Genomic DNA, 25,959 nt, shown 5'->3' with positions numbered 1-25,959 from the left:
AAAACTACTTTACATCTTCATAATTATCATCCCAATCTTTCGGTTTAGGATCATCATGTAATTTATCTAACGACTTAGCAATTATCATAGCTACAGTAGCATCTCCCGTTACATTTACAGTGGTTCTCATCATATCTAAAGGCCTGTCTACAGCAAATATAAGCGCCAATCCAATTGGTAATAATTCCGCTGGAAAACCTATAGATTCTAAAACAATAACCAACATAACCATACCTGCACTAGGTACAGCTGCAGAACCAATGGAAGCTAATAAAGCTGTGGCTACAATAACAAGCTGATTAGAAAATGTAAGTCCTTCTGGCCAAATTACTTGCATAATAAAAACTGCTGCAATGGCTTGGTACAAACTTGTACCATCCATATTAATGGTGGCTCCTACTGGTAAAACAAAACCAGCTACTTCTGGATCTACACCTAAATGTTCTTCTACCCTTTCCATAGTTACTGGTAAGGTTGCAGCGCTAGAACTTGTTGAAAATGCTAATAATTGCGCCGGACTTATTTGTTTTAAAAACCAAAGAGGCGATTTTTTTGTATAAACACTCACTAAAATTAGATAGAACCCTATCATCAATAATAAACCTCCAACTACACAAAGTGCATAGACTAAAAGTTTTAAAAGGATTTCTGTATCATCAAAAGCAATAATAACATTTGCTAATAGCGCAAATACTGCATACGGAGCAAAAAGCATAATTAAATCTACCATTTTCATGACAACTTCATTTAAGGAATCAAAGAAGTTCATTAATGGTTTTGCTTTTTTCTCTGGAATTAATAATAGAGAAACGCCGACAAATAGTGCAAAAAAGATAATTTGAAGCATACTTGCATCACTTAATGATGTAAAAATATTACTCGGAAAAATATCTACTAAAGACTGTAGTGGTCCTGTATTACTTTGTGCACTCGCTTTTGTTAATTTATCTACAACATCAGAAGATGTTTCATATTTAACCTTTATCTTCTCTATAGTGTCTGCAGACATACCTGCTCCTGGTTTTACCACATTTACAATACCTAAGCCAATTATAATAGCAACCAATGTGGTTAACATGTAGATAACCATAGTTCTAATTCCCATTTTTTTAATTTTAGAAATATCTTTTAAATCAGAAATTCCTTTAATTAAAGAGGCCAAAATTAGGGGTACTGCAATTAGTTTTAATAAGTTTATAAAAATGGTACCAAATGGTTTTATCCAATCTGTAACAAAACCTTTACCTCCTTCAACAGAGTTCATGATGAAACCGAAAAGAATTCCAAGAACCATACCAATTAAAATCTTCCAGTGTAATGCTAGTTTTTTCATTAAATAGTTTAAAAAATTAAGATTTTGAAAGGTAAAAAAAAAATTAAAGTATATGTGACTTTATTTGTATATTGTGTCATAATTTTTAGAAAAGATTCATATTAATTATTAAAAACATAAAATGGCAGGTATTTTAGACATATTAAATAGTGATTTAGGAAAACAAATAATCTCAGGAGTTTCTGGGTCAACAGGAAATGACACAAGTAAAACAAGTAGTGTTTTAACAATGGCTTTACCAGTGTTAATGAAAGCTATGGAGAGAAACTCCGCTACACCAGAAGGTGCTGCTGGATTAATGGGTGCTCTATCTGGTAAACATGATGGTAGTATTTTAGACAATCTTGGTGGTTTATTTGATGGCGGTGTAGACGAAAGTGTAAAACAAGATGGTGCTGGAATTTTAGGACATATTTTAGGAAGTAAACAACAAGGTGTTGAGCAAGTCATTGGTCAGAAATCTGGTTTAGATGCTGGTTCTGTTGCAAACATTTTAAAAGTAGCTGCACCAATATTAATGGGTGTTTTAGCAAAAAAATCTAAAGAAAACAACGTTACAGATTCTTCTGGATTAGGAGGTTTATTGGGCGGAATGTTAGGTGGTAATGATGCAACTAACGAACAAAGCTTCTTGGAAAAAATATTAGATGCAGATGGAGATGGAAGTGTTGTAGATGATGTTGCTGGAATGTTTTTAGGTGGTGATAATAAAAACTCTGGAGGAATTGGTGGTATGTTAGGTGGCCTTTTTGGAAAATAAGACTTTCTAAATCTTAAACATAAAAAAGCTCAAACATTTGTTTGAGCTTTTTTTATGTTTATATAACATTACTTTTATAACAAGATTTATAAATTTCTTCATAAACCGGTAATATATTTTCTAAAGAAAATTGCTTCGTATGATTTTTAGCATTTTTCTTAAACCTTTCTAAAGTAATATCATCTTTTACAATTGAGATCGCATTTTTTGCCATATCTGCTATATCACCCAAATTGCTTAAATAACCTGTTTCTCCATGAATATTTACTTCTGGTAAGCCACCTGTATTGGTAGATATTACAGCAGTACCTGCTGCCATTGCTTCTAAAGCAGCTAAACCAAAACTTTCTGTTTGCGAAGGCAAAAGAAAAACATCTGTATAACATAATATTTTAGCAACTTCTGTACTGTTTCCTAAAAAGAATACATCTTCTGTTAGCTTTAAGTCTTTTACAACTTTTTCTGCATTTGCTCTTTCTGGTCCTTCACCAATCATTAATAGTTTAGAAGGAATTTCTTTTCTTACTTCACTAAAAATTCTAACAACATCTTCTACTCTCTTTACAGGTCTAAAATTACTTACGTGTGTAAAAATTCTTTCATTTGGTTTTGCTAATGCTATTCTTTTACACTCTTCTTTATGTGCATTATTATATTTCTCAACATCAATAAAATTATAAATTACTTTAATATCTTTTGTAATATTGAATAACGTATTTGTGGTTTCTTTTAAATTGTTAGAAACAGCAGTAACCACATCAGAATTATTAATACTAAATTCTACAGCCGTTTTATAAGTAGGATGACTCCCTACCAAAGTAATATCTGTTCCGTGCAACGTAGTTACAACTCTAACATCTAACCCTTTTTCTTTTAACATTTGTTTTGCCATATATGCTGCATACGCATGTGGTATTGCATAATGTACATGTAAAACTTCTAAATCATGCTTTTTAACTACTTCTACCATTTTACTAGACAGCGCTAATTCATACGGTTGGTATTCAAAAAGAGGGTATTCTTCTATTACAACTTGATGAAAATGTAGGTTATGAGATAGAAAATCTAAACGAACAGGCTGGTTATAAGTAATAAAATGGACTTCATGTCCTTTATCTGCCAAAGCCATTCCTAATTCCGTAGCTACTACTCCACTTCCCCCAAATGTTGGGTAACAAACAATTCCTATTTTCATATAATTTTTTGAAATATTAAATGATTTACAGTAAAAGATCCATAAATATTATTCATTAGTTGTAAATATACTTCTATTCTTACAGTCGAAATCAAAATAAAAGCATAAAAAAAGCTTTTCAATTAGATCGAAAAGCTTTTTTAATATATTAATTTTAGAATCTAAAGACGCTAATTTTTTAGTAATCTCCTAAAGTTGCAGGATTTTGAGCTAATGCATTTTCTAACTGCTCATCACTTGGTGCTTTACCATGCCAAGCATGTGTATGCATCATAAAATCTACACCATTCCCCATTTCTGTATGTAATAAAATACAAACTGGTTTTCCTTTTCCTGTTAATGCTTTCGCTTCAGCTAAACCAGCTAAAATCGCCTCAATATCATTCCCTTTCTCAACATCAATAACGTCCCAATCAAAAGCTTCAAATTTAGCTCTAATGCTTCCCATTGCTAAAACTTCATCTGTAGTCCCGTCAATTTGTTTTTTGTTTAAATCAATTGTACAAATAATGTTGTCTACTTTTTTTGCTGATGCGTACATAATTGCTTCCCAGTTCTGTCCTTCTTGCAATTCACCATCACCATGTAAACTATATACTATTTTATCGTCTCCATTTAACTTTTTTGCTTGTGCAGCACCTAAAGCATTAGACATTCCTTGACCTAAAGATCCAGAAGCAATTCTTACACCAGGTAAACCTTCATGCGTAGTTGGGTGACCTTGTAAACGAGAATTTAACAATCTAAAAGTTGATAATTCTTCTACTGGGAAAAATCCACTATGCGCCAAAACACTATAAAATACTGGAGAAATATGTCCGTTTGAAAGGAAGAATAAATCTTCATTCTTTCCGTCCATTGTAAAATCTGTAGAATAGTCCATTACTTCTTGATATAAGCAAGTAATAAATTCTGCACATCCTAAAGAACCACCTGGGTGACCAGAGTTAACTTTATGAACCATGCGTAATATATCTCTACGAACTTGTTGCGTAAAATCTTGTAATTGTTGTGTTGTTGGCATTTTGTTATTTTAATTTGGACAAAAGTAATTTTTTTAATAGCAACTTACAAGATTAATTGTAAGCAAAAACAGCTTTATGATCAATTAAAATGATATTTTATGAAAAGAAGAATTTTAAAATGATAAAAATCTATGTTTTTTGTTTCTTTTTCTTTGCAGCAGGAAACAACACATTATTTAAAATTAAGCGATAACCAGGTGAAGTTGGGTGTAAGTCTAATTCCGTTTTTGGATCGTTTACTCTGTGTGAATAATCTTCTGGATCATGACCTCCATAAAAAGTAAACATTCCTTTTCCTTTAGTTCCATGAATATAACGAGCTTCTCTATTGGTTTTATTTTCACCTAAAACCAATACATTAGATTTAATCGTATTTCTATTAAACGCCGTAGTTTGCCCCATAAACCCTTTTACTAAAACAGTATGATTTTGTGTTAACATCGTTGGTACTGGATCCCATTTTGCAGAAAACTCACCTAAAGAAAAATAATCTGAAGTTTTAGGAATTATTCGCTTATCAGTCGTATCTATATTAGAAAACTCGTACGTTCTTGGGTTTTTAACCAATTGAAAGTCTTTAAAAGCAAAGGTTTTATTATAATTTATTTTCGATTGATAGTTTAAGTCAGAAGCATCTCCATCAAACATTGCTTCGGCAATATCTACTCCTTCTGCAGATAAAGCAATATCAAAACTATCGGTTGCAGAACACATGGCAAACATAAAACCACCACCAATTACATAATCTCTTATTTTTTTTGCAACAGCTAATTTCTCTTCAGAAACCTTTGAAAATCCTAATTCTAAAGCTTTTTTTTCTGAATTTTTCTTAGCTTCTAAATACCAAGGGGCAGTTCTAAAAGAACCGTAAAACTTACCATATTGCCCCGTAAAATCTTCGTGATGTAAATGCAACCAGTCATATAAAATTAGTTTATCTTCTAAAACTTCTTTATCATAAATCACATCAAACGGAATCTCAGCATACGTTAAAACCATTGTAACAGCATCGTCCCAAGGCATTTTATCTTCTGGGGAATAGACTACTATTTTTGGTACTTTTTCTAAAGTTACTGCATCTTGATTAGAAGATGGTGATGAAATTTCTTGTAATATTAATTGTGCTTTTGCATCCGAAATTATTTGATAAGAAACACCACGTATTTTACATTCATTTTCTGCAATTTTATTGTTTTCAATTAAAAAAGCACCTCCATCATAATTTAATAACCATTTAGATTTTAAACCTGCTTCTAAAGAAAAATAGACAATTCCGTATGATTTTAAGTGGTTTACTTGGTTATCATGGCTCATAGGGATATAAATAAATGATGCCCAAATTGAGTTTGATATTAAGAGAAAAGTTAAGATTGTGAGGAGTTTTTTCATATCTAAAAACTAAAATACACAATTACTTTAAAGCAATTGTGTATTTCTATAATATTATAAATTCTTTATGTTTTAAAAAGGAACATCATCAGCACCTCCAAAAGCATCTTTTGGATCTACTCCACCTTGTCCTGCAAAAGGATCTTCAGGGAAATCTGCATTCATAGATGATTGAAATTCACTACTAAATCCTTCTTCTAAATCTGAGAATTTTGCTAAATGCCCCGTAAATTTTAATCGGATATTTTCTAAACCACCATTTCTGTGTTTTGCTACAATGAATTCTCCTTGTCCTTCACATGGTGAATGATCATCATCATCCCATTCTGTCATTCCGTAGTATTCCGGACGGAAAATAAACGATACAATATCGGCATCTTGCTCAATTGCTCCAGATTCACGTAAATCAGAAAGTAAAGGTCTTTTAGATCCTCCACGTGTTTCTACCGCACGAGATAACTGAGAAAGTGCAATTACTGGTACTTCTAATTCTTTTGCTAAAGCCTTTAAGTTTCTAGAAATCATAGAGATTTCTTGTTCACGATTTCCATTAGATTTTCCACCAGCAGTCATTAATTGTAAATAATCAATTACAATAATTCTAACTCCGTGTTGCGACACCAATCTTCGTGCTTTTGCTCGTAAATCAAATACAGAAAGAGACGGTGTATCATCAATAAAAATAGGTGCATCAGACAAACGTTTTACTTTTACGTTTAACTGCTCCCATTCGTGTGGTTCTAAGTTTCCTTTTCTTAATTTTTCTGATGTTAAGCCTGTTTCCGAAGAAATCATACGCGTAATTAACTGCACAGAAGACATCTCTAATGAGAACACAGCAACACCATGACCAAAATCAATCGCCATGTTTTTCGCCATCGAAATTACAAATGCTGTTTTCCCCATACCAGGACGTGCAGCTATAATAACTAAATCGGATGGTTGCCAACCAGAAGTTAGTGCATCTAATTTGGTAAAACCAGTTGCCAAACCAGACATTCCTTCTTGATTACCAATTTCTTGAATCTTAGCTAAGGCTTGTTTTACTAAAGATCCTGCATCTTCAGAACTCTTTTTTAAATTTCCTTGGGTAACTTCAAACAGTTTTGCCTCCGCATCATCTAATAAGTCAAATACATCGGTACTTTCATCATACGCATTTTCTATAATTTCACTAGAAATTGAAATTAATCTACGCTGAATAAATTTTTGTAAAATAATTCTAGCATGGAACTCTATGTGTGCAGAAGATGCCACTTTTTGAGTTAAACGAATTAAAAAGAAATCTCCACCAACAAATTCTAATTTTCCATTCTTTTTTAACAAGTTAGATACAGTTAAAAGGTCAATTGGTTCAGAATTTTGAAATAATTCGTAAATAGTTGCGTAAATATCTTGGTGCTTCTGATCGTAAAAAGCATCGGCACTTAAGATGTCTATAACATCGTCAATACCTTTTTTATCAATCATCATTGCACCCAACACAGCTTCTTCTAATTCCACTGCCTGCGGCGGAATCTTCCCTTTCTCAAGTTGTACTAACCTTGATTTATCTATCTTTTTACCCGTAACAGGAGTCGTTTTTTCCATGGCTACAAATGTACTTTTTTTAGGTTGAAATTGGTCTGTTAAACTTTGCTTTAATTTGTAAACATTTATTGTAAACAAAATTGTTATTATCTTGTTAATAACCAGTCAACTTCCAAAATGAAATCTTATTTTTACAATTAAATTGGGCTTTTTTAAATTAGAACACCCTCTTATTTGAATATATATAAACGCATATTTACACAAAAAAGTATCCTTGAAGATTCAAAAAAAAACATTTAATATTTACAGTTTTACTTCCTGTTCAGATTTTATTAATTCAATTGGCTGCAAAAAACGCTGCGTTTATAGAAAAATATTATTCAAACGGAATCTACCCTCCTATTTCATCATTTTTTAGAATTATTTTAGGATGGATTCCTTTTTCTGTAGGTGATGTATTATTGGCTTTCGGACTCTTTATTTTAATTCGTTTTATAGTTAGATTGATAAAAACGAAGTTTAAAAATTTAATTCCGAAACTACTTCATTTTACAGCGATTTTATCAGTAATTTATTTTTGTTTTTATCTTTTTTGGGGCTTGAATTATTACAGAGAACCTTTGGCTAAAAACTTACAGTATCAACAAACAAAATATACCACAGAGCAACTTAAAAAAGTAACAACACATGTAATTAAAAAACTAAATGAATATCATTATAAAATTACAAAAAATGATACTTTAAAGGTAGAAAATCCTTATTCTCAAAAAGAGATGTATACAATGGCAATTTCTGGTTATGATAATTTATCTAAAGATTTTCCACAGTTAGAATATCAACATAAATCTGTAAAAAGTTCTTTAATGAGTTTGTTGCAAACTTATAATGGAACCGCTGGATATCTGAATCCATTAACAGGTGAAGCTCAGGTAAACGACAAACTTCCAAAAACAAGTTATCCAACTACAACATGTCACGAAATGGCACATCAAATTGGTTTTGCTGCAGAAAACGAAGCTAATTTTGTTGGTTTTTTAGCAGCTAATTATAATGACGATCTTCATTTTAAATACGCGAGTTATAGAATGGCTTTGGGCTATTGTATTTCTGAATTAAGAAAACGTGACCAAAATTTATCCCAAGAACTTTGGAAAACTGTTCATAGAGGAATTCTAAAAGATTTTAGTGCGAGTTATACATTTTGGCAGCAATACAAAAACCCATTTGAGCCAATTGTTAAAAAAGGTTACAATGCCTATTTAAAAGCCAATAAACAAGATAAAGGTGTGCAATCTTATAATTATGTGGTAGATTTATTTATTTCTTATTTTAATGAAGCAAATCCTTCTTAATCTTCCTAAAATTATGTTAAAATAATTGGTTTTAACATTTTCTAAAAAGCTTCTAATTATTTTAGAAACTTAATTCATTAAAAAACCAAACTTATATGAGAAAATTACTCTTATTTTTCTCCTTATTTGTGGCTTATTCGATGCATTCGCAAGAATATTTCCCTACAGATAGCGGAGTAAAAACTACTGAAAACAGCAGTTTTGCATTTACAAATGCTACTATTTATGTAACGCATAAAAAGATTGTAAAAAAAGGAACTTTACTAATTAAAGACGGTAAAGTTGTTAGCATTGGTAAATCTGTTAAAATTCCGAATGGGACAAAAACAATCGATTTAGAAGGAAAAACGATCTACCCTTCATTTATTGATATTTATTCTGATTTTGGAATTTCTAAACCAGAAAGACAACCCAGATCTAGAAATAGAACAACACAATACGAGCCAACTCGTGAAGGGTATTATTGGAACGATCATATTAGACCAGAAACAAACCCAATTAGTAATTTTAAGTTTGATGACAAAAAAGCAAAGAGTTTAATTGATGCTGGTTTTGGAGTTGTAAACACACATTCTAATGACGGAATTGTACAAGGAAACGGATTATTAATAGCCTTAAACCCGAATACTTCTGATGCTTACCGAATTTTAAACACTAAATCTGCACAGTATTTATCATTTAATAAAAGTGCTAAATCTACACAAGCTTACCCTAGTTCTAGAATGGGTGCAATGGCTTTATTACGCCAAGTTTTTAATGATGCAGATTGGTATGCAAAAGGTAATATGAAAAATAAAGATTTATCTTTAGAGGCATTTAACGATAATAAAGGTTTACTTCAAATATTTGAAACTGCTACTGTTTTAGATGCATTAAGAGCAGATAAAGTTGGTGATGAATTTGGTGTGCAATACACAATTGTGGGTAGCGGAGACGAATTTGAAAGAATTCATGATATAAAAGCAACAAATGCCAACTTTATAATTCCTATTAATTTTAGTGATGCTTATGACGTTTCAGATCCTTTATTAGCACAACATATTTCTTTAAGAGACATGCGTATATGGAATCAAGCGCCTTCTAATTTAAGTGTACTTTCTAAAAACGGAATCAATTTTGCATTGACAACACACACTTTAAAATCTGTAAATACGTTTCATAAAAACCTACAGAAAGCTATAAAATACGGTTTTGATAAAGAAAAAGCTTTAGCTGCATTAACTACAATTCCTGCAACTATAATTGGTAACACCACAATTGGAAACTTAAATACAGGGAGTTATGCAAACTTTATTATTACGTCTGGCGATGTTTTTGATACTAAAACTACCATTTATGAAAACTGGGTTCAGGGAGCTAAAAATGTAGTTAACAACATGAATATTAAAGATATTACAGGTGATTATATGTTATCTGTAAATAACAAAAACTACAATTTATCAATTACAGGTAAAGGAGCTAAGCAAACAGGAACTATTAAAATTGATGATAAAAAAATTAAGTCTAAATTTTCATATAGTGATGATTGGGTTTCTATCACATTAAACGATGACGAACATTTTACAAGAATGCTAGGTAAAATTGTTAATGCTTCTAACATAATGCAAGGTGATGCTTTTGATACCGAAGGAAATAAAACCTATTGGTCTGCCAGTAAAAAAGTTCAAAAAGAGGAAGTTTCAAAAAAAGAAAAAAACGAAGAAGAAAAAGCAATTACAGTAGTTCCAGTAAGTTATCCTAATATAGGATTCGGTAATTATATTCAACCTAAAACAGAGACAATCTTAGTTAAAAATGTAACTGTTTGGACCAGTGAAAAAGAAGGCATTTTAGAAAAAACAGATGTCCTTTTAAAAGACGGAAAAATAGAAAAGATTGGTTCTAATTTAAGTGCTAGAGGAGCTACAGAAATTGACGGAACAGGCAAGCATTTAACAGCTGGTATTGTAGATGAACATTCTCATATTGCAGCTTCTGCTGTAAACGAAGGTGCTCAAAACTCATCTGCAGAAGTTACAATGGAAGATGTAATTGATCCTAATGACATAAACATTTACAGAAACATTTCTGGAGGAACTACTACTTCTCAAATTTTACACGGTTCTGCAAACCCTATTGGTGGTCGTTCTGCAATTATCAAACTAAAATGGGGAGAAAATGCAGATGAGATGATCTATAAAAATTCTCCTAAATTTATAAAATTTGCTTTAGGTGAAAATGTAAAACAATCTCGTCATACAAATGGAACACGTTTTCCGCAAACAAGAATGGGTGTAGAACAAGTTTTTACAGATTATTTTACAAGAGCTCATGAATATGATGCTTTAAAGAAAAGTGGAAAACCGTATAGAATAGATACAGAAATGGAAACTTTGGTTGAGATTTTACACGGAGAACGTCATATTTCTTGTCACTCTTATGTACAATCTGAAATTAATATGTTAATGAATGTTGCCGATAAAATGGGCTTCAAAATAAATACATTTACACATATTTTAGAAGGTTATAAAGTTGCTGATAAAATGAAAGATCGCAATATTGGTGCTTCAACATTTTCAGATTGGTGGGCATATAAATACGAAGTAAACGACGCAATACCATACAATGCAGCAATTATGCACAATGAAGGTCTTACTGTTGCTATTAATTCTGATGACAGAGAAATGTCTAGAAGACTAAATCAAGAAGCAGCAAAAACAGTAAAGTATGGTGGAATGACAGAATTAGAAGCTTGGAATATGGTTACCATTAACCCTGCAAAATTATTACATATTGATGATCGTGTTGGTAGTATTAAAGTAGGTAAAGATGCAGATGTTGTTTTATGGAGCCATCACCCAATGTCTATTTATGCTAAAGTTGAAAAAACAATTATTGAAGGAAAAGTGTTTTTTGATAGAAATGAAGACATCAAAAAACGTGAAGCTATTAAGCAAGAAAAGAGCAAATTAATCAATATGATGTTGCAGGAAAAAATGGGAGGAGCAAAAACCCAAATTCCAGCAAAAAGAAAAGATAGAAATTTTCACTGCGATACATTAGAAGAAATATAAAACTAAATAATGATGAAAAAAATAATATATAGTTTGCTATTTTTCTTCTTAGTAGGAAATAGCATTGCGCAACAAACGCCCGCAGACAAACAAACTACAGATTATTCTATAGAAGGTGCAACAGCACATTTAGGAAATGGAAAAATTATAGAAAATGCTTTAGTAATGTTTAGCAATGGAAAAATTGTATTTGTTGGAAATGCAAATGCAAAAATAGCCAGAAGAGGAACCGTCATTAATGCCAAGGGTAAACATGTGTATCCTGGTTTTATTGCAACAAATGCCTCTATAGGTTTGGTAGAAATAGATGCTGTAAAAGCAAGTGATGATGAAGATGAGATTGGAGCAAACAACCCACATATTAGAAGTTTGGTTGCCTATAATGCAGAAAGTAAAGTGGTAGAATCTATGCGCCCAAATGGTGTTTTAATGGCCCAAATTACACCTAGAGGTGGTACAATTTCAGGTACATCTTCTGTTGTGCAATTAGATGCTTGGAATTGGGAAGATGCTAGTATAAAAACAGACGATGCTATTCACATAAACTGGCCAACTAGTTTTACAAGCGGAAGATGGTGGCTAGGAGAAGATCCTGCTTTAAGACCAGATAAAGAGTATCCTAAAAAAATAAATGATATTCAATCTTATTTTGCAAATGCTAAAACCTATTTAGCAAGTGATAAAAATAAAATGCATTTACCTTATGAAGCTACAAAAGGTTTATTTGAGGGAAGTAAGAAATTATTTATTCATGTAAACGGCCAAAAAGAAATTACAGATGCTATCACAATTACTAAAGAATTGGGCATCAAAAACATTGTAATTGTTCATGGTGATGAAGCTGATAAAGTAGCAGATTTATTAGTTAAAAATAACATAGCAGTTGTTTTAGAAAGACCACACAGAAATCCAGAAAATGAGGACGATGCTTATGATTATACGTACACAATTGCAAAAAACTTAACAGATAAAGGTGTTATTGTTGCCCTTGGTATGGAAGGTCAAATGGAAAGAATGAATACTAGAAACCTTCCGTTTTACGCAGGTACATTTGCTGCTTTCGGATTAGATAAAGAAGTAGCATTGCAATTATTAACTTCTAATTCTGCAAAGATTTTAGGCATTGATGATATGGTTGGAACCTTAGAGGTTGGTAAAGATGCAACCTTATTTGTTTCTGAAGGTGATGCTTTAGATATGAGAGGAAACATTTTAACGGATGCTTTTATACAAGGTAGAAAAATTAGCCTAGAAACACACCAAACAAAACTTTGGAAACGCTATTCTAATAAATACAAAACCAAATAATTTAAAAAAGGCTCGCTAATTACGAGCCTTTTTTTTTAATCCTTAATAACTATCGTATATTTTATTAAAGGTCAATTCAAAAATAATGACACAAAAAAAAGCCCATCAATTAATTGATGGGCTTTTATAAAACTTTAAGTATATTTCTTAGATAACTTTTACGTTAACCGCGTTTAAACCTTTGTTTCCTTCTTGTAAATCGAATTCAACTTCGTCACCTTCTCTAATTTCATCAATTAAACCAGAAACGTGTACAAAATGATCTTTGCTTACTCCTTCTTCAGTGATAAAACCAAAACCTTTTGTGTCGTTGAAAAACTTTACTGTACCTTTACTCATAATAATGTTGTTAAATTTATAATACTAATTGTATTGCAAAGATGGTTCCATTTTTCTGATATACAACCTTATAATTGTTTTCTTTTCTGTTTTTTTATTAATTTTTTTATTCCGAAGAATGATATACCTTTAAATACAGTCTTTAAAAAGTAGTATTACACTATTATCTTCTCAAAATAAATACCTAAAAAAGTATCTACTTTTTCCTTTAAAGCGTTTATAGAGTGCTTTTCTTTTCTGTAAATCGTTACATTTTCTGCTACCCTATTTCTACTAAAACTTTCTTGTACTTCTACAATACGAACCCCTTTTATGTTTTCTAGGAGATTCTTTAATCCTACAACAAATGACGTATCGCTTAAATAAATTTTTAAAGTTTGTTCTCTTGGTGAGTTTCTAATCTCGGTTCTAAATGCTAACATAATTATAAGTTTTAAGTGGTTTATAAATAATGTTACAGAAAAGTAACTCTCCTAAGTTACTATTTTAGTTTGATATTTACAAAAAAAACATCTATAATCAATAATAAAAAAAAGGAATACTTATGATTTTAGACCATATGTACTCCTTTTTAAATTTTATTCTACTTGTTATTTTATAATATAAAAACTACCAATCTATCGGAAAATAATCTTTTAAGAATTTACCAGACCAATGTTTACCAGTATTAATTCCATCAATTAATGGGTCCATCACTCTTGCGGCACCATCTACAATATCTAATGGTGGCTGAAAATCATGTGTTTCTACTTTATGCTTAGACAATTCTGCAGGATCTTCATCTGTAACCCAACCTGTATCAACTGCATTCATATAAATACCTTTCTTTGCAAACGTTGAAGCAGACGTATGTGTTAACATATTTAAGGCTGCTTTGGCCATATTTGTATGTGGATGTCTGTCTACCTTTTTAAATCGATGGAACTTCCCTTCCATCGCAGTTACATTGATAATATGCTTTTTACCTGTATTTTCTTTCATCATTAAATTAGACAAACGATTACATAACACAAACGGAGCAACAGCATTTACCAACTGTACTTCTACCATTTCTGTAGTTTCTATTTCACCTAATTTTAAACGCCAACTATTGGTATTTCTTAAATCTACTTGTTGTAAATCTGCATCTAATTCGCCTTCCGGAAAAACTTCTGCAGTTTGTAATGAATTGTCAAAACTATAAGGAATTTGAGATAATTCTGCCGAATTACGTAAACCAATACCAGGTTCTGGACCGTGCCAAGTAACCGGTAACACGTTGTTTTTATCTGTTTTTGATGTAGACACACTTAAACTAGATAATTCTTCTAAACAACTTTCGTGATCTTTTAATAATGTTTGTGCCAATTTTGGTAATTGGTCAATTGGTTTCTTTTCATTTTCCATTAAATGGAAATAAAAACCAGACGGACGTCTTACAGTTTGTGCAGCATTGTTGATTAAAATATCTAATCGATCGTATTTTTGTTCTATATAATTACAGAAAATTTCTACACTTGGTATGTGTCTTAAATCTAAGCCATGAATGTGTAAACGATGACTCCAATCTTTATAATCTTCTTCTTTAGAAAAACGAATTGCAGAATCTGCAGGAAAACGTGTGGTTGCCACAACTGTTGCTCCAGAACGCAAACACATTAAGGTAATATGATATCCAATTTTTAAACGAGAACCTGTAATTACTGCTACTTGACCTTTTAAATCTGTCGTTTGAAACCGTTTTGCATAATTTAAATCTCCACATTCGGTACACATCGTGTCATAAAAATGATGCAATTTGGTAAAAACCGTTTTACAGACATAACAATTTCTTGGCGATTCTAATTCTGGTGTATCTTCATTTAATTCTGCTGCTCCTAATAATTTTGGTGCAACAAATAATGCAGCTTCTCTTGCAGAACGTATTCCGGTAGATTTTCTAGCGTGTTTATCGCTTTCAATCATTTTACGTTTTGCCGCTTTTTTAGCGTCTTTACGTCTACGCTGAAATTCATCTCTGTTTGGACGAGATAATTCGCCAGCAACTTTAAAAAGCGCGACTCTTTGCTCCTCAGGCAATTCAAAAAGTTGATTCGTATCCTCTAATAATTTTTGAAGGGTATTGATGCACGAATTTACTTCTGTATTTAATTCTTTATTACTCATATTTTTACACTTCGTAAATACGTACTTTTTTCTTTTTTAAACGAGAATTGTTTAATTTCTCAATCAATTCTTCTGTTAATGTTGATGGTACTGCTACAAAAGCACAATCTTGTTTCAATTCTATAGCACCTAGTTGATCTTTGCTTAATTTTCCTTGTTTTATAAACAAACCAGCAATATCTCCTTTCGAAATCTTGTCTTTTCTACCTCCAGAAATAAATAAGGTTTCCCAAAAAACAGGACTTCTTACTGCTTGTTTAGAAATGTCTTGTAAATCAGCATGCTTAATAAAATCTGGTAAACGTTCGTCTTTCCATTTTAAAACAAAGGCTGTTCCTTCTGCAGAAACTCTTGCAGTACGTCCGTTTCTATGTGTAAATTCTTCTACAGCTTGTGGTAATTCATAATGAATGATGAAACTCATTTCTGGTACATCGATACCTCTTGCTGCTAAATCTGTAGCAATTAATAATTGATTGGTTCCGTTTCTAAATTTAATTAAAGAACGTTCTCTATCTTTCTGCTCCATTCCTCCACTAAAGCAACCATGTTTTATGTTCTTGCTCTCTAAAAATGTACTTACATTATTTATAGAATCTTTTAAATTACAAAAAACGATACCTTGCTTATTTCCTAAATGATTTAGTAAATGTAATAAGGTATTCAGTTTGTTTTTAGCAGGAGAAACTACTGTTCTTATTTCTAATTTAGAAGTTACTGCTTTTAAGTAATTAACTGTGTTTGGTTTACTTAAACCTACAAAATCAGGAATTTCAACTCCTTGTGTTGCAGAAGTTAATATGCGTTTATTTAAAGATAGTTGATTGATAATATTACGCATTTCATACTCAAAACCAACCTCTAAAGATTTGTCAAATTCATCTAAAATTAAAGTTTTTATATGCTCTTTAGAAAAACGATCGTTTGCAAAGTGGTCTGAAATTCGACCTGGTGTTCCTATTAAAATTGCAGGAATATGCTTTAATTCTATCTTATCTTTAGACATCGGTCTACCTCCATACACCGCATTTACCTTAAAACCAGACCCCATAGAACGAATTACTTGTTCTATTTGAATTGCTAATTCTCTAGAAGGCACTAAAATTAAAGCTTGTACTTCTTCTAAATTTGGATCTAAAAATTCTAATAAAGGTAAAGAAAAAGCCAATGTTTTTCCTGTTCCTGTTGGCGAAAGTAAAATTACATTATCATTTTTATGAATGGTAGCAATAGCTTCTTTTTGCATTTGATTTAACTCTTCAATCTGCAATTTTGATAATATATCTTGTTGAGTTTTTATAATATTTGCCATGCTTATTTCTTTTTCTTCTTTTTAATTACTGCTGTTTTTGTTTTTGCACTTGCTGTTTGTGCTAAATAATTAGCCAAAACTTTATCTACCAATTCTTCTTTGGTTAAATGATGAAAAATTGTTTTAATCTCTGCTTTTAAATCTTCTGAAATAGCACGATTTGGTTTTGTTTTAAACACTTTTTTAGCCCACAGAATTGTATTATTGTCTTCTATACTTTGTGCATCTGCTTTTTTATATTCTTTAAAAGTCAAACCTAAATCTTCTTCAAATTCAGGAATTTCTTCTAATTCTTCTGGTTGTATCACACTTAAAGAAAGTCCGGTTGCTCCTGCCCTAGCTGTACGTCCGCTTCTGTGTACATATGTATCATACCTGTCTGGTAAATGGTAATTTACTACGTAAGAAATTTCTTTAACGTCAATACCACGAGCTGCTAAATCTGTAGCCACCAAAATATCGATATTTCCTTCTCTAAATTGTCCCATAACTCGATCACGAATACCTTGGGTTAAACTACCGTGTAAAGCACCTGATGAAAATTTATTAATCGCTAAATTTTTAGCTAATTTATTAACGGCAGCTTTTGTTTTACAGAAAATAATTCCGAGTTCTCCTTCTTTAGTCGATAAAAAGTGCATTAAAACATTCAATTTTTCAATTGGTTCTACCACCACATATTGATGATCGATGCCTTTATGCCCAACAGAATCCATGTCCGTTTCTATATGTTCTACGTGTTTAGACATATAGTTTTGTATCAATTGCTTGATGGTTCCTGGCATCGTTGCTGTAAACAACAACGTTCTTCTAACATTCGGAATTTCTTTTATAATAGCATCTACTTCTTCCTTTAAAGCGCTTACCATTTCATCAGCTTCATCTAAAACAAAATAGTTGATTTTTTTAATGTTGATTGCTTCACGTTTCATTAAATCTACCAATCTACCCGGAGTTGCAATTACAATACTTGGTTTCTTTTTGATTGCTTCAATTTGTGGTTTTATTGGGATTCCTCCGCAAATAGAGACTATTTTTTCCTTTTGTTCATCGGAAGAAAAAGAAAGTAAATTGTCATATATCTGATGACCTAATTCTCTTGTAGGTGCTAAAATTAAAACTTGAATATGTGTTTCATCAGCTTTAATTTTTTGCAATAAAGGCAATCCAAAAGCAGCTGTTTTTCCTGTTCCTGTTTTTGCCAAAACCACCATATCTTTCTTTTTATGTAAGATAAACGGAATGGTTTTTTCTTGAACTGCAGTAGGAACTGTAATTTCTAATTTTGCTAAACGTGCTTCTAGTTCTTTATGAATTCCTAAAGATGAAAAGGTTTTTGACATTAAATATATTTTTTGCAAAGGTAGCAATATCGTTCTTGTTAATTAAATAAATTATGGTCCGTGAATTTAAAATATTTTAATTGAAAATAAAATGATTAGGATACTCAAAAATAAGCCTAAAATAGGCTTTCAGAATCCGTATATTTGCAACTCTATTTTAGTTTAATTATACATTTGAAACAGATAAAAGCATACTTACAGCAAATAGCCAACATATCTCAAGAAGATTGGGACTTTTTTACGTCTAAATTGCAACCTCGTGTTATTAAAAAGAAAGCCGTTTTCTTAAAATTAAACGAAATTGAAAACTACATATCTTTTATAGAATCTGGCGTGGTACGTTTGTATATTCCTAAAGAAAATCCTGAAAAAGAAATCACCTTTGGTTTTAGTTTTAAAGATCAGTTTATTAGTGCGTACGATTCTTTTTTAACTAGAAAACCTTCTGCATATGAATTGCAAGCACTTACAGAAACTACCATTTTAAGTGTTTCGTACACCGATTTACAAGAAATTTATAAGAAAACTCAAATTGGTAATTTAATTGGTCGATTAACCGCAGAACGTTTATTTTTAATCAAATCTAGTAGAGAACAAAACCTTCTAAACCTTACTGCAGAAGAGCGTTATCTTAAATTATTTAAAGATCGTCCAGAAATTTTAAAAGAAATTCCTTTAAAATATGTCAGTTCTTATATTGGTGTTACTGCACAAGCTTTAAGCCGAATTAGAAAACGTATTTAATAATATCAATACATTTTATAACAGTTTTAAGGTGTCCTTTTTATCAAAAAGATAGGTCTTGTTTCTTGGTTCTTAAAACGTAGCGATCTTTTTTATTGATTTAGGTTCATTGTTTCACCTAAAACAGCAAACTATCTTTGTCAAAATTTTTAAATATGGCAGTAGTTATTTTTATTATAGTGCTTTGGTATGGAGGTTTGTTTTTTCAATCTTTCTTTTTACATCGTTATGCAGCACATCAAGTATTTACCATGTCTAAAACCATGGAGAAAATCACCTTTATTTTAACTTGGGTTTTTCAAGGGTCTAGTTATTTAAGTGCTTACGGATACGGAATTATGCACCGAATGCATCATGCGTATACAGATACCGAAAAAGATCCACACTCTCCTTCTTACGATGCAAATATGTTTGCAATGATGTGGAAAACGAAAACTATTTATCAAGATATTAACGAGCAACGCATTGCTATTGATGACCGTTTTACTAAAAATGTACCGCAATGGAAATCGTTTGATTCTTTTGCTGGCTCTCGTTTTTCTCGTTTACTTTGGATTACCTTTTACATTTTATTCTTTGTCTTTTTCGTAACCGCTTGGTGGCAATGGTTATTATTACCAATCGCTTTTTTAATGGCGCCTATTCATGGAGTTATAATCAACTGGTTTGGTCATATTTATGGATATGTAAACTTCAAAATGAAGAACACCAGCAAGAATCTTTTTCATTTCGATTTTTTAATGATGGGAGAAGGTTACCACAACAACCACCACAAACATGCTAGTAGCCCTAATTTTGGAGTTAAATGGCATGAAATAGATATGACTTATGTAATTATTAAAGTTTTAGACTTTTTCGGTTTTATTAAGCTGAAAGCTATTAAAGTAAAAGAATAATACTGTGTAAAAAAGATATAGAAATCTGTTAAACCTATTTAATAATTATCTTTTTGTAATTAAAAATTATAACTAGAAATATCATTTAAAAACACCCTTTAATAAGTGGTGTTTTTTTCATTTTTAGTATCTTTGTTAGACACAGAAATCTCACCATAAACCTAGCTTTCTAACTCTAAAATGAAAAACTACAAACCAAAAAAAAGATTACCTGCACAAGCTTATATAGATGGTGTTTTAAAAGGTGATAGAGTAATTCTTTCTAGAGCAATCACTATTGTAGAAAGTAATTTAGAAAGCGATAAAAGTTTAGCTAAAGAAATCGTTCAAGAAATATTACCAAATTCAGGTAAATCTATACGAATTGGTATTACAGGCGTTCCTGGTGTTGGTAAAAGTACTTTTATTGAAGTCTTCGGGTTGCATTTGGTAAAACTGGGGCATAAAGTAGCTATATTATCAATAGACCCAAGTAGTCAACGTTCTCGTGGAAGTATTTTAGGTGATAAAACTAGAATGGATGAATTATCTGTTTTACAAGAAGCGTATATTAGACCTTCCGCCTCTGGCGATACTTTAGGAGGTGTTTCTAATAAAACAGGAGAAACCATGTTGCTTTGTGAAGCCGCAGGTTACGATGTTATTCTAATTGAAACCGTTGGTGTTGGTCAGTCTGAAACAGCTGTACACGGCATGACAGATTTCTTTTTACTTTTAATGCTTGCTGGTGCTGGAGATGAGTTGCAGGGAATTAAAAAAGGGATTATGGAAATGGCCGATATGGTGGTTATTAATAAAGCCGATGGCGATAATATCACCATGAGTAAATTAGCTAAAAGACAATACCAAAATGCACTTCATGTTTTTCCAGCTTCTGAGTCTGGTTGGACTCCTGTGGCTAGTACCGCTTCAGCCATAAAAAATATTGGTATAGATAATGTTTGGAATGAAGTTTTAAAATTTAAAAAATTAGTTGATGAGAATGGTTATTTCCTAAAAAACAGAAACCATCAACAAATAAAATGGATGTATAATAATATCAATGAAGAATTGAAACATTTATTTTATGGTTCTGCTAATATAAAAAGAGAGCTTTCATCATTAGAAAACGATATTGTTACTTCTAAAATTTCACCTGTAAAAGCAGCACAACAAATTATAGAAGAATTTAAAAATTCCTTTCAATTGAGTTAATAATTCATGAACTTTAAAAATTGTATGAAATGATATTTAATAATTATTTTGATAAACAATTTGAATTAAGGTATTTTGAAATGAATAAGTTTGGGCTTGCAACACCTACAATAATATTGGCTTTGTTAGAAGAAACAGCTGCAGATCATGCTCATTCTATAGGACACAGTATATTTGATCTATTACAAAAAAATGTAGGTTGGGTATTAGTTTCTGGTGTTTTACAAATGAATCGTTATCCCAATTATAAAGAAAAAATAACCATTAGAACTTGGCTATCCCACTACTCTTTTATCAAAGGATATAGAGAAAATATTATTTACGATCAAAAGAATAACATTATAGGTAGTGCAAAAGGTTTATGGGTTTTCTTTGACATAGATAAAAGAAAGCCGATTCCTATTTTTAATGAAATTAAAGAAAAATGGTCGTACTTTAACGAACACTCTATCAATAGAAATATCAAGAAAAAAATAATTGCTATAGACTCACCTCAACATACAAAACAATTTAGAGTAAACCGATACGATATTGATTCTAATAAACACGTAAATAATATTAGATACTTACAATGGTTAATTGAATCGATTCCAGAAGATGTTGTTGATAATTATTTTTTGCATGAAATTGAAGGTCATTTTATAGCGGAAGCTCAATATGGAGATACCGTCTTATCTTTAACCAAAGAGCTTAAAATAAAAAATACTTTTGCACATACTATCAAAATTAAAGGAAATAATAAAGTTTGCGCCACAGCTAAAACTATTTGGAAAGCTTATTGACATTTACCGCACACTGTTTGTTTTATTGTTTTTTATGTAAATATTTTATCTAACATTCAACTTCCATACAGTTTTCTCTTTTCGACCAAAGGGAGAAATCACATAAAGGTGCTCATTTTTGTGTTATTAGTATTATGAGACTTCTCTTCAAGTCGAAGTGACAAGTTCTTATGTTTTTTTTTACCCTTATAATACTGATAATTGCAAACACATAACAATCTAAAATCGTATTTATGTGGATGATAACAACAAAAAAAGCCCAAACAAGTATATATTCGGGCTTTTTTAAATAAATTAATATAGAATTTATTCTTGCTCTAAGTATTTTTCCATTATCGTAATTGCAGATTCAGAAATTACAGTTCCAGGACCAAAAATAGCAACCACTTTTCTTTCCAATAAATAATCATAGTCTTGTGCAGGTATTACCCCACCTGCAAAAACCATAATATCTGGTCTACCTAATTTTTCTAATTCTTCTATTAATTGAGGAATTAACGTTTTATGTCCAGCCGCCAAACTAGATGCACCTACAAAATGCACATCGTTTTCAATAGCTTGTTTTGCTACTTCTTCTGGAGTTTGAAATAAAGACCCCATATCTACGTCAAAACCTAAATCGGCAAAACTAGAAGCAACTACTTTTGCTCCTCTATCATGTCCGTCTTGCCCCATTTTAGCAATCATAACCCTTGGTCTACGACCTTCTATTTCTGCAAACTTATCCGTTAACTTTTGCGCTCTTGCAAATGTATCATCACTTTTTACTTCTTTTCCGTACACACCACTTATCAATTTAGTATCCGCTTTATGTCTTCCAAAATGAACCTCTAAAGCATCGGATATTTCACCTAATGTAGCAAAATTTTCTGCAGCTTCTACAGCCAAGGCTAATAAATTACCTTTTCCTGTTCCTGCACAATCCTCTAATGCTTTTAAATTGACTGCAACCACTTCAGAATTACGTTCAGTTTTCATTTTATTTAAACGAGCAATTTGAGAATCTCTTACAACCGTATTATCAACTTCTAAGATTTCAATATTTGATTTTTCCGTAGTTTTAAATTTATTTACTCCTACTAAAATATCTTGACCAGAATCTAAACGTGCTTGCTTACGAGCAGAGGCTTCTTCTATACGTAATTTAGGAACTCCAGTTTCAATAGCTTTTGCCATTCCTCCTAATTCTTCAACTTCTTCAATTAATTTCCAAGCTTTCTTCGCAATTTCTTGCGTTAAATATTCAACATAATATGAACCTGCCCAAGGATCTACAGATTTGGTCATTTGAGTTTCATCTTGAATAAAAATCTGTGTATTACGTGCTATTCTTGCAGAAAAATCTGTTGGTAATGCAATTGCTTCATCCAATGCATTGGTGTGTAAAGATTGCGTTCCTCCCAAAGTAGCAGCCATTGCTTCTACACAAGTACGAGCTACATTGTTAAAAGGATCTTGTTCACTTAAACTCCAACCAGAAGTTTGACTATGCGTACGCAATGCCATCGATTTTGGGTTTGTTGGATTGAATGATTTTATAATTTTTGCCCAAAGCATACGTGCAGCACGCATTTTTGCAATTTCCATAAAATGATTCATTCCTACTGCCCAGAAGAAAGATAAACGAGGCGCGAATTCATCAATTTTTAAACCAGATTTTAATCCAGTTCTAATGTATTCCATTCCATCTGCTAAAGTATACGCTAATTCAATATCGGCGGTTGCACCCGCTTCTTGCATGTGATAACCAGAAATTGAAATTGAGTTAAACTTGGGCATATTTTTAGTGGTGTAATCAAAAATATCACCAATAATTTTCATAGAAGGTAATGGTGGATAAATGTATGTATTACGCACCATAAACTCCTTTAAAATATCATTCTGAATCGTTCCCGAAAGTTTATCTAAAGAAACACCTTGTTTTTTTGCAGCAGCTATATAAAAAGCCATAATAGGTAACACAGCACCATTCATTGTCATAGAAACTGACATTTTATCTAACGGAATTTGATCGAACAAAATTTCCATATCTAAAATTGAATCTATGGCAACACCTGCTTTACCAACATCACCCGTTACACGTGGATGATCTGAATCGTAACCACGGTGCGTAGCTAAATCAAAAGCAACTGAAAGTCCTTTTTGACCTGCCGCTAAATTTCTTCTGTAAAAAGCATTTGATTCTTCTGCGGTAGAAAAACCTGCGTATTGACGAATCGTCCAAGGACGCATGGCATACATGGCACTATAAGGACCTCTTAAAAAAGGTGGTACACCAGCTGCAAAACCTAAATGTTCTGCTTCTGCAATATCTTCTTTTGTAAATTGTTTTTTTACAGGGATTCCTTCAGGAGTATTCCAAACATCTTGAATCTCTGAAGTTGCAACAGTTTGTTTGACTGCTGAGTTTATTTTTATATCTGAAAAATCTGGTTTCATACTTCTAAAGATTTAAAGGTTTTTTGAACTTTTTTCTGAATACTAGAAAGTGAGACAAGAACATCAGTTCTCATATTTACAACACCATCTAAACCAACAGCCGTTAATTCATCAATGTTTTTTGGTGCACCTGCTAGTAACAATACTTTATCTGTATCTATGGCTCTAAATGCTTTTACAAATTCTACAGCAGTTTCATCATAATCTTCATCAGAACTACAAATAACAACTACATTTGAAGTTGATTTAGCACTTTCAGTAGCTGCAACCAAAGCGTTTGCAAAACTTTCTTCTTGATGCACATCAAAACCACTTACACCTATAAAATCATAAGCAAAAGCAGCTCTCGCTTTACGCATTGTTAAATTTCCATAACTTGCTAATTGTACAATTGGGCGCACATTTGTTTCATCCACTAATTCTTCTGTAACCCTACGCATTGCCTCAATTTCTAAAGAAGCTCTTCTTGGAGTTAACACCTTAGGATTCTCAATAATTCCTTTAGAAAGTAGATTAGCAGATATTTTCTCCATTAAGTTAGGATACTTGTTAATTCCAACCATTGGAGTTCTACGTTGGCTAATTAATTTTAATTTTTGAAGACGAATTTCAGCAATTTGTTGTTGAATTATTTCTTTTTCAAAATTGATATAAAAACCACCATCAGCTTCAATTGCTTTAAACAACTCTAATGCTTTTTCTGCTATTTTAGAACTAACCTCTTCAATATAATAAGAGCCATCTACAGGGTTTGAAACTTTACCAAAATAAGATTCTTCTTTTAAAATAGTGGTAATATTACCTGCTATTCTGCTTGAAAAATCAGAAGAACTTTTAAATTCTTTATCATAAGGATCAATTAAAACTCCGTCTACATTTCCTAAAATAGCAGCCATAGCTTCTGTAGTACAACGTAATAAGTTGGTTTCTGCATCTGTAATTGACTTACTCCAAATAGAAGTTTTAGCCGTTATCGTATTCGAGAAATCAGCAAGTTGATATTTGGCAGCTACCTCAGCTAATAAATTATTGAATGCTCTAAATTTTCCAATTTCAACAAAATACTCTAATCCAATTGCTAAATTAAAATTTAGGTTGTCGAAAATTTGTTGCACTGCAATCTCTTTTTCTTTCAATTTTTCCGTTAAAAAAACGAGAGAACTTAAAGTATATGCTATTTCTTGCACTTGGTTTGCTCCACTATCTAAATACTCCGTTCCAGAAATAGTGATTGCTTTAAAGTTCGGATAATCTTTTGTTAACTTTATCAGTTCTGCTGTTACATCTACAAGGTTTTCATTAAAATTACCTGTTGTTACATAGCCAGAAATTAAATTTGCATCAATATATCCCTTTAAATTTTTGCCTTTTGCAAAAGCAACTAAATCTTTGGTAAAAGGAATAGCATTATTAAATAATTTAAACGAAACCGAGATAGTATTTAAGTCTATTCCATTTAAAAGTTCTTCTACAGATACATTGGTTATCATTTGAAAAATAATACCATTTATTCCTTCTTCAATTGCTTTTAAGGCCAAATCATTACCAGATTTACCACAACAAGCAGCAATACTTCTATAGTTTACTAATGATTGTGAGTTTTCCCCTGTATTTTTTAGCTGTGTAATTGAATTTTCTATATTATAACAAGGCTGAAAATTGATACCAGTTAGGTTTTTCCACACTAGTTTTCTATCAAAATCAGCACCTTTTAAATCTGCGGTCACTCTTTCCATCCACTGTTCAGTAGAAACTGAAGAGAAATCTGAAAAAAGTATTTTATTTTTATCGCTCATTATACGTGAATTTATTTTATACAA

Annotated in this window: 20 protein-coding genes; 8 read left to right on the top strand and 12 right to left on the bottom strand. The window is 31.6% G+C overall.

The annotated features are described in order from the left end of the window. Positions 1 to 4: 4 nt before the first annotated feature. Positions 5 to 1,333: a dicarboxylate/amino acid:cation symporter gene (locus tag H0I29_RS15155; RefSeq protein ID WP_218753086.1), complete on the bottom strand. Its 1,329-nt coding sequence runs from the start codon at positions 1,331 to 1,333 to the stop codon at positions 5 to 7. Between the two features lie 121 nt (positions 1,334 to 1,454). Here H0I29_RS15155 and H0I29_RS15150 point away from each other — a divergent pair, with 121 nt between their 5' ends. Continuing rightward, positions 1,455 to 2,093 carry a DUF937 domain-containing protein gene (locus H0I29_RS15150; RefSeq protein ID WP_218753085.1) on the top strand — a complete coding sequence of 213 codons (639 nt, stop codon included), beginning with the start codon at positions 1,455 to 1,457 and terminating at the stop codon, positions 2,091 to 2,093. Positions 2,094 to 2,151: 58 nt separating this feature from the next. Here the strand turns inward: H0I29_RS15150 and bshA are convergent, their stop codons facing one another. The 4 genes from bshA to dnaB all read right to left on the bottom strand — a co-directional run bounded on the left by bshA (position 2,152) and on the right by dnaB (position 7,292). After that, positions 2,152 to 3,288: an N-acetyl-alpha-D-glucosaminyl L-malate synthase BshA gene (gene bshA / locus H0I29_RS15145; protein WP_218753084.1), complete on the bottom strand. Its 1,137-nt coding sequence runs from the start codon at positions 3,286 to 3,288 to the stop codon at positions 2,152 to 2,154. Between the two features lie 178 nt (positions 3,289 to 3,466). Beyond that, positions 3,467 to 4,312 carry a transketolase gene (locus H0I29_RS15140; RefSeq protein ID WP_218730380.1) on the bottom strand — a complete coding sequence of 282 codons (846 nt, stop codon included), beginning with the start codon at positions 4,310 to 4,312 and terminating at the stop codon, positions 3,467 to 3,469. A 130-nt stretch (positions 4,313 to 4,442) separates the two neighbouring features. Then, entirely contained in the window at positions 4,443 to 5,627 is a 1,185-nt protein-coding gene (locus H0I29_RS15135; protein WP_218753083.1) for an asparagine synthetase B, read from the bottom strand. A gap of 147 nt (positions 5,628 to 5,774) precedes the next feature. After that, positions 5,775 to 7,292 carry a replicative DNA helicase gene (dnaB, locus tag H0I29_RS15130; protein WP_218733826.1) on the bottom strand — a complete coding sequence of 506 codons (1,518 nt, stop codon included), beginning with the start codon at positions 7,290 to 7,292 and terminating at the stop codon, positions 5,775 to 5,777. A 281-nt stretch (positions 7,293 to 7,573) separates the two neighbouring features. Here dnaB and H0I29_RS15125 point away from each other — a divergent pair, with 281 nt between their 5' ends. The 3 genes from H0I29_RS15125 (at position 7,574) to H0I29_RS15115 (ending at position 12,945) form a co-directional block, all read left to right on the top strand. Continuing rightward, entirely contained in the window at positions 7,574 to 8,584 is a 1,011-nt protein-coding gene (locus H0I29_RS15125; protein ID WP_254712642.1) for a DUF3810 domain-containing protein, read from the top strand. 95 nt (positions 8,585 to 8,679) lie between these two features. Beyond that, positions 8,680 to 11,637: an amidohydrolase family protein gene (locus tag H0I29_RS15120; RefSeq protein ID WP_218753082.1), complete on the top strand. Its 2,958-nt coding sequence runs from the start codon at positions 8,680 to 8,682 to the stop codon at positions 11,635 to 11,637. 12 nt (positions 11,638 to 11,649) lie between these two features. Further along, positions 11,650 to 12,945 carry an amidohydrolase family protein gene (locus H0I29_RS15115; RefSeq protein ID WP_218753081.1) on the top strand — a complete coding sequence of 432 codons (1,296 nt, stop codon included), beginning with the start codon at positions 11,650 to 11,652 and terminating at the stop codon, positions 12,943 to 12,945. 147 nt (positions 12,946 to 13,092) lie between these two features. Here H0I29_RS15115 and H0I29_RS15110 read toward each other — a convergent pair whose 3' ends face one another. The 5 genes from H0I29_RS15110 to H0I29_RS15090 form a co-directional block, all read right to left on the bottom strand. Further along, entirely contained in the window at positions 13,093 to 13,284 is a 192-nt protein-coding gene (locus H0I29_RS15110) for a cold-shock protein (protein WP_068448022.1), read from the bottom strand. Positions 13,285 to 13,439: 155 nt separating this feature from the next. Next, the gene (locus H0I29_RS15105) at positions 13,440 to 13,706 is read right to left on the bottom strand and encodes a hypothetical protein (RefSeq protein WP_218730376.1); all 267 of its coding nucleotides are present in this window, start codon (positions 13,704 to 13,706) and stop codon (positions 13,440 to 13,442) included. A gap of 187 nt (positions 13,707 to 13,893) precedes the next feature. Further along, positions 13,894 to 15,429 (bottom strand): SDR family NAD(P)-dependent oxidoreductase, encoded by a 1,536-nt coding sequence (locus tag H0I29_RS15100; protein WP_218753079.1) that lies wholly within the window; start codon positions 15,427 to 15,429, stop codon positions 13,894 to 13,896. Between the two features lie 4 nt (positions 15,430 to 15,433). After that, entirely contained in the window at positions 15,434 to 16,741 is a 1,308-nt protein-coding gene (locus H0I29_RS15095; protein WP_218753076.1) for a DEAD/DEAH box helicase, read from the bottom strand. A 2-nt stretch (positions 16,742 to 16,743) separates the two neighbouring features. Then, a complete protein-coding gene (locus H0I29_RS15090; protein WP_218753075.1) occupies positions 16,744 to 18,084 on the bottom strand; it encodes a DEAD/DEAH box helicase in 1,341 nt (446 codons plus the stop codon). 174 nt (positions 18,085 to 18,258) lie between these two features. Here H0I29_RS15090 and H0I29_RS15085 point away from each other — a divergent pair, with 174 nt between their 5' ends. The 4 genes from H0I29_RS15085 to H0I29_RS15070 all read left to right on the top strand — a co-directional run bounded on the left by H0I29_RS15085 (position 18,259) and on the right by H0I29_RS15070 (position 21,700). After that, positions 18,259 to 18,828, top strand: a complete 570-nt coding sequence (locus tag H0I29_RS15085) for a Crp/Fnr family transcriptional regulator (protein ID WP_218730372.1) — start codon at positions 18,259 to 18,261, stop codon at positions 18,826 to 18,828. A gap of 155 nt (positions 18,829 to 18,983) precedes the next feature. Further along, on the top strand, positions 18,984 to 19,724 hold the full coding sequence (locus H0I29_RS15080) for an acyl-CoA desaturase (protein WP_218753074.1): 741 nt from the start codon (positions 18,984 to 18,986) through the stop codon (positions 19,722 to 19,724). 180 nt (positions 19,725 to 19,904) lie between these two features. Further along, positions 19,905 to 20,918 carry a methylmalonyl Co-A mutase-associated GTPase MeaB gene (meaB, locus tag H0I29_RS15075; RefSeq protein WP_218753073.1) on the top strand — a complete coding sequence of 338 codons (1,014 nt, stop codon included), beginning with the start codon at positions 19,905 to 19,907 and terminating at the stop codon, positions 20,916 to 20,918. A gap of 29 nt (positions 20,919 to 20,947) precedes the next feature. Then, positions 20,948 to 21,700 (top strand): acyl-[acyl-carrier-protein] thioesterase, encoded by a 753-nt coding sequence (locus H0I29_RS15070; RefSeq protein WP_218753072.1) that lies wholly within the window; start codon positions 20,948 to 20,950, stop codon positions 21,698 to 21,700. Between the two features lie 306 nt (positions 21,701 to 22,006). On the opposite strand, the gene scpA is transcribed toward H0I29_RS15070, so the two are convergent. Further along, positions 22,007 to 24,139 carry a methylmalonyl-CoA mutase gene (scpA, locus tag H0I29_RS15065; RefSeq protein WP_218753071.1) on the bottom strand — a complete coding sequence of 711 codons (2,133 nt, stop codon included), beginning with the start codon at positions 24,137 to 24,139 and terminating at the stop codon, positions 22,007 to 22,009. Continuing rightward, a complete protein-coding gene (locus H0I29_RS15060) occupies positions 24,136 to 25,935 on the bottom strand; it encodes a methylmalonyl-CoA mutase family protein (protein WP_218753070.1) in 1,800 nt (599 codons plus the stop codon). Before H0I29_RS15060 ends, scpA begins: the two co-directional genes overlap by 4 nt. Positions 25,936 to 25,959 lie beyond the last annotated feature (24 nt).

It is taken from the genome of Polaribacter sp. R2A056_3_33, from assembly GCF_019278485.1.
Lineage (GTDB): Bacteria > Bacteroidota > Bacteroidia > Flavobacteriales > Flavobacteriaceae > Polaribacter.
Note: the sequence above shows the minus strand (reverse complement) of the source record. Positions and strands in the feature narration are given on the sequence as shown.

Coding starts and splice junctions, on each gene's coding strand:
- H0I29_RS15090 (WP_218753075.1), bottom strand. CDS start 18,084: ATGTCAAAAACCTTTTCATCTTTAGGAATTCATAAAGAACTAGAAGCA.
- scpA (WP_218753071.1), bottom strand. CDS start 24,139: ATGAAACCAGATTTTTCAGATATAAAAATAAACTCAGCAGTCAAACAA.
- H0I29_RS15070 (WP_218753072.1), top strand. CDS start 20,948: ATGATATTTAATAATTATTTTGATAAACAATTTGAATTAAGGTATTTT.
- H0I29_RS15095 (WP_218753076.1), bottom strand. CDS start 16,741: ATGGCAAATATTATAAAAACTCAACAAGATATATTATCAAAATTGCAG.
- H0I29_RS15100 (WP_218753079.1), bottom strand. CDS start 15,429: ATGAGTAATAAAGAATTAAATACAGAAGTAAATTCGTGCATCAATACC.
- H0I29_RS15140 (WP_218730380.1), bottom strand. CDS start 4,312: ATGCCAACAACACAACAATTACAAGATTTTACGCAACAAGTTCGTAGA.
- H0I29_RS15080 (WP_218753074.1), top strand. CDS start 18,984: ATGGCAGTAGTTATTTTTATTATAGTGCTTTGGTATGGAGGTTTGTTT.
- H0I29_RS15110 (WP_068448022.1), bottom strand. CDS start 13,284: ATGAGTAAAGGTACAGTAAAGTTTTTCAACGACACAAAAGGTTTTGGT.
- H0I29_RS15115 (WP_218753081.1), top strand. CDS start 11,650: ATGAAAAAAATAATATATAGTTTGCTATTTTTCTTCTTAGTAGGAAAT.
- dnaB (WP_218733826.1), bottom strand. CDS start 7,292: ATGGAAAAAACGACTCCTGTTACGGGTAAAAAGATAGATAAATCAAGG.
- H0I29_RS15155 (WP_218753086.1), bottom strand. CDS start 1,333: ATGAAAAAACTAGCATTACACTGGAAGATTTTAATTGGTATGGTTCTT.
- H0I29_RS15135 (WP_218753083.1), bottom strand. CDS start 5,627: ATGAGCCATGATAACCAAGTAAACCACTTAAAATCATACGGAATTGTC.
- bshA (WP_218753084.1), bottom strand. CDS start 3,288: ATGAAAATAGGAATTGTTTGTTACCCAACATTTGGGGGAAGTGGAGTA.
- H0I29_RS15150 (WP_218753085.1), top strand. CDS start 1,455: ATGGCAGGTATTTTAGACATATTAAATAGTGATTTAGGAAAACAAATA.
- H0I29_RS15105 (WP_218730376.1), bottom strand. CDS start 13,706: ATGTTAGCATTTAGAACCGAGATTAGAAACTCACCAAGAGAACAAACT.
- meaB (WP_218753073.1), top strand. CDS start 19,905: ATGAAAAACTACAAACCAAAAAAAAGATTACCTGCACAAGCTTATATA.
- H0I29_RS15060 (WP_218753070.1), bottom strand. CDS start 25,935: ATGAGCGATAAAAATAAAATACTTTTTTCAGATTTCTCTTCAGTTTCT.
- H0I29_RS15120 (WP_218753082.1), top strand. CDS start 8,680: ATGAGAAAATTACTCTTATTTTTCTCCTTATTTGTGGCTTATTCGATG.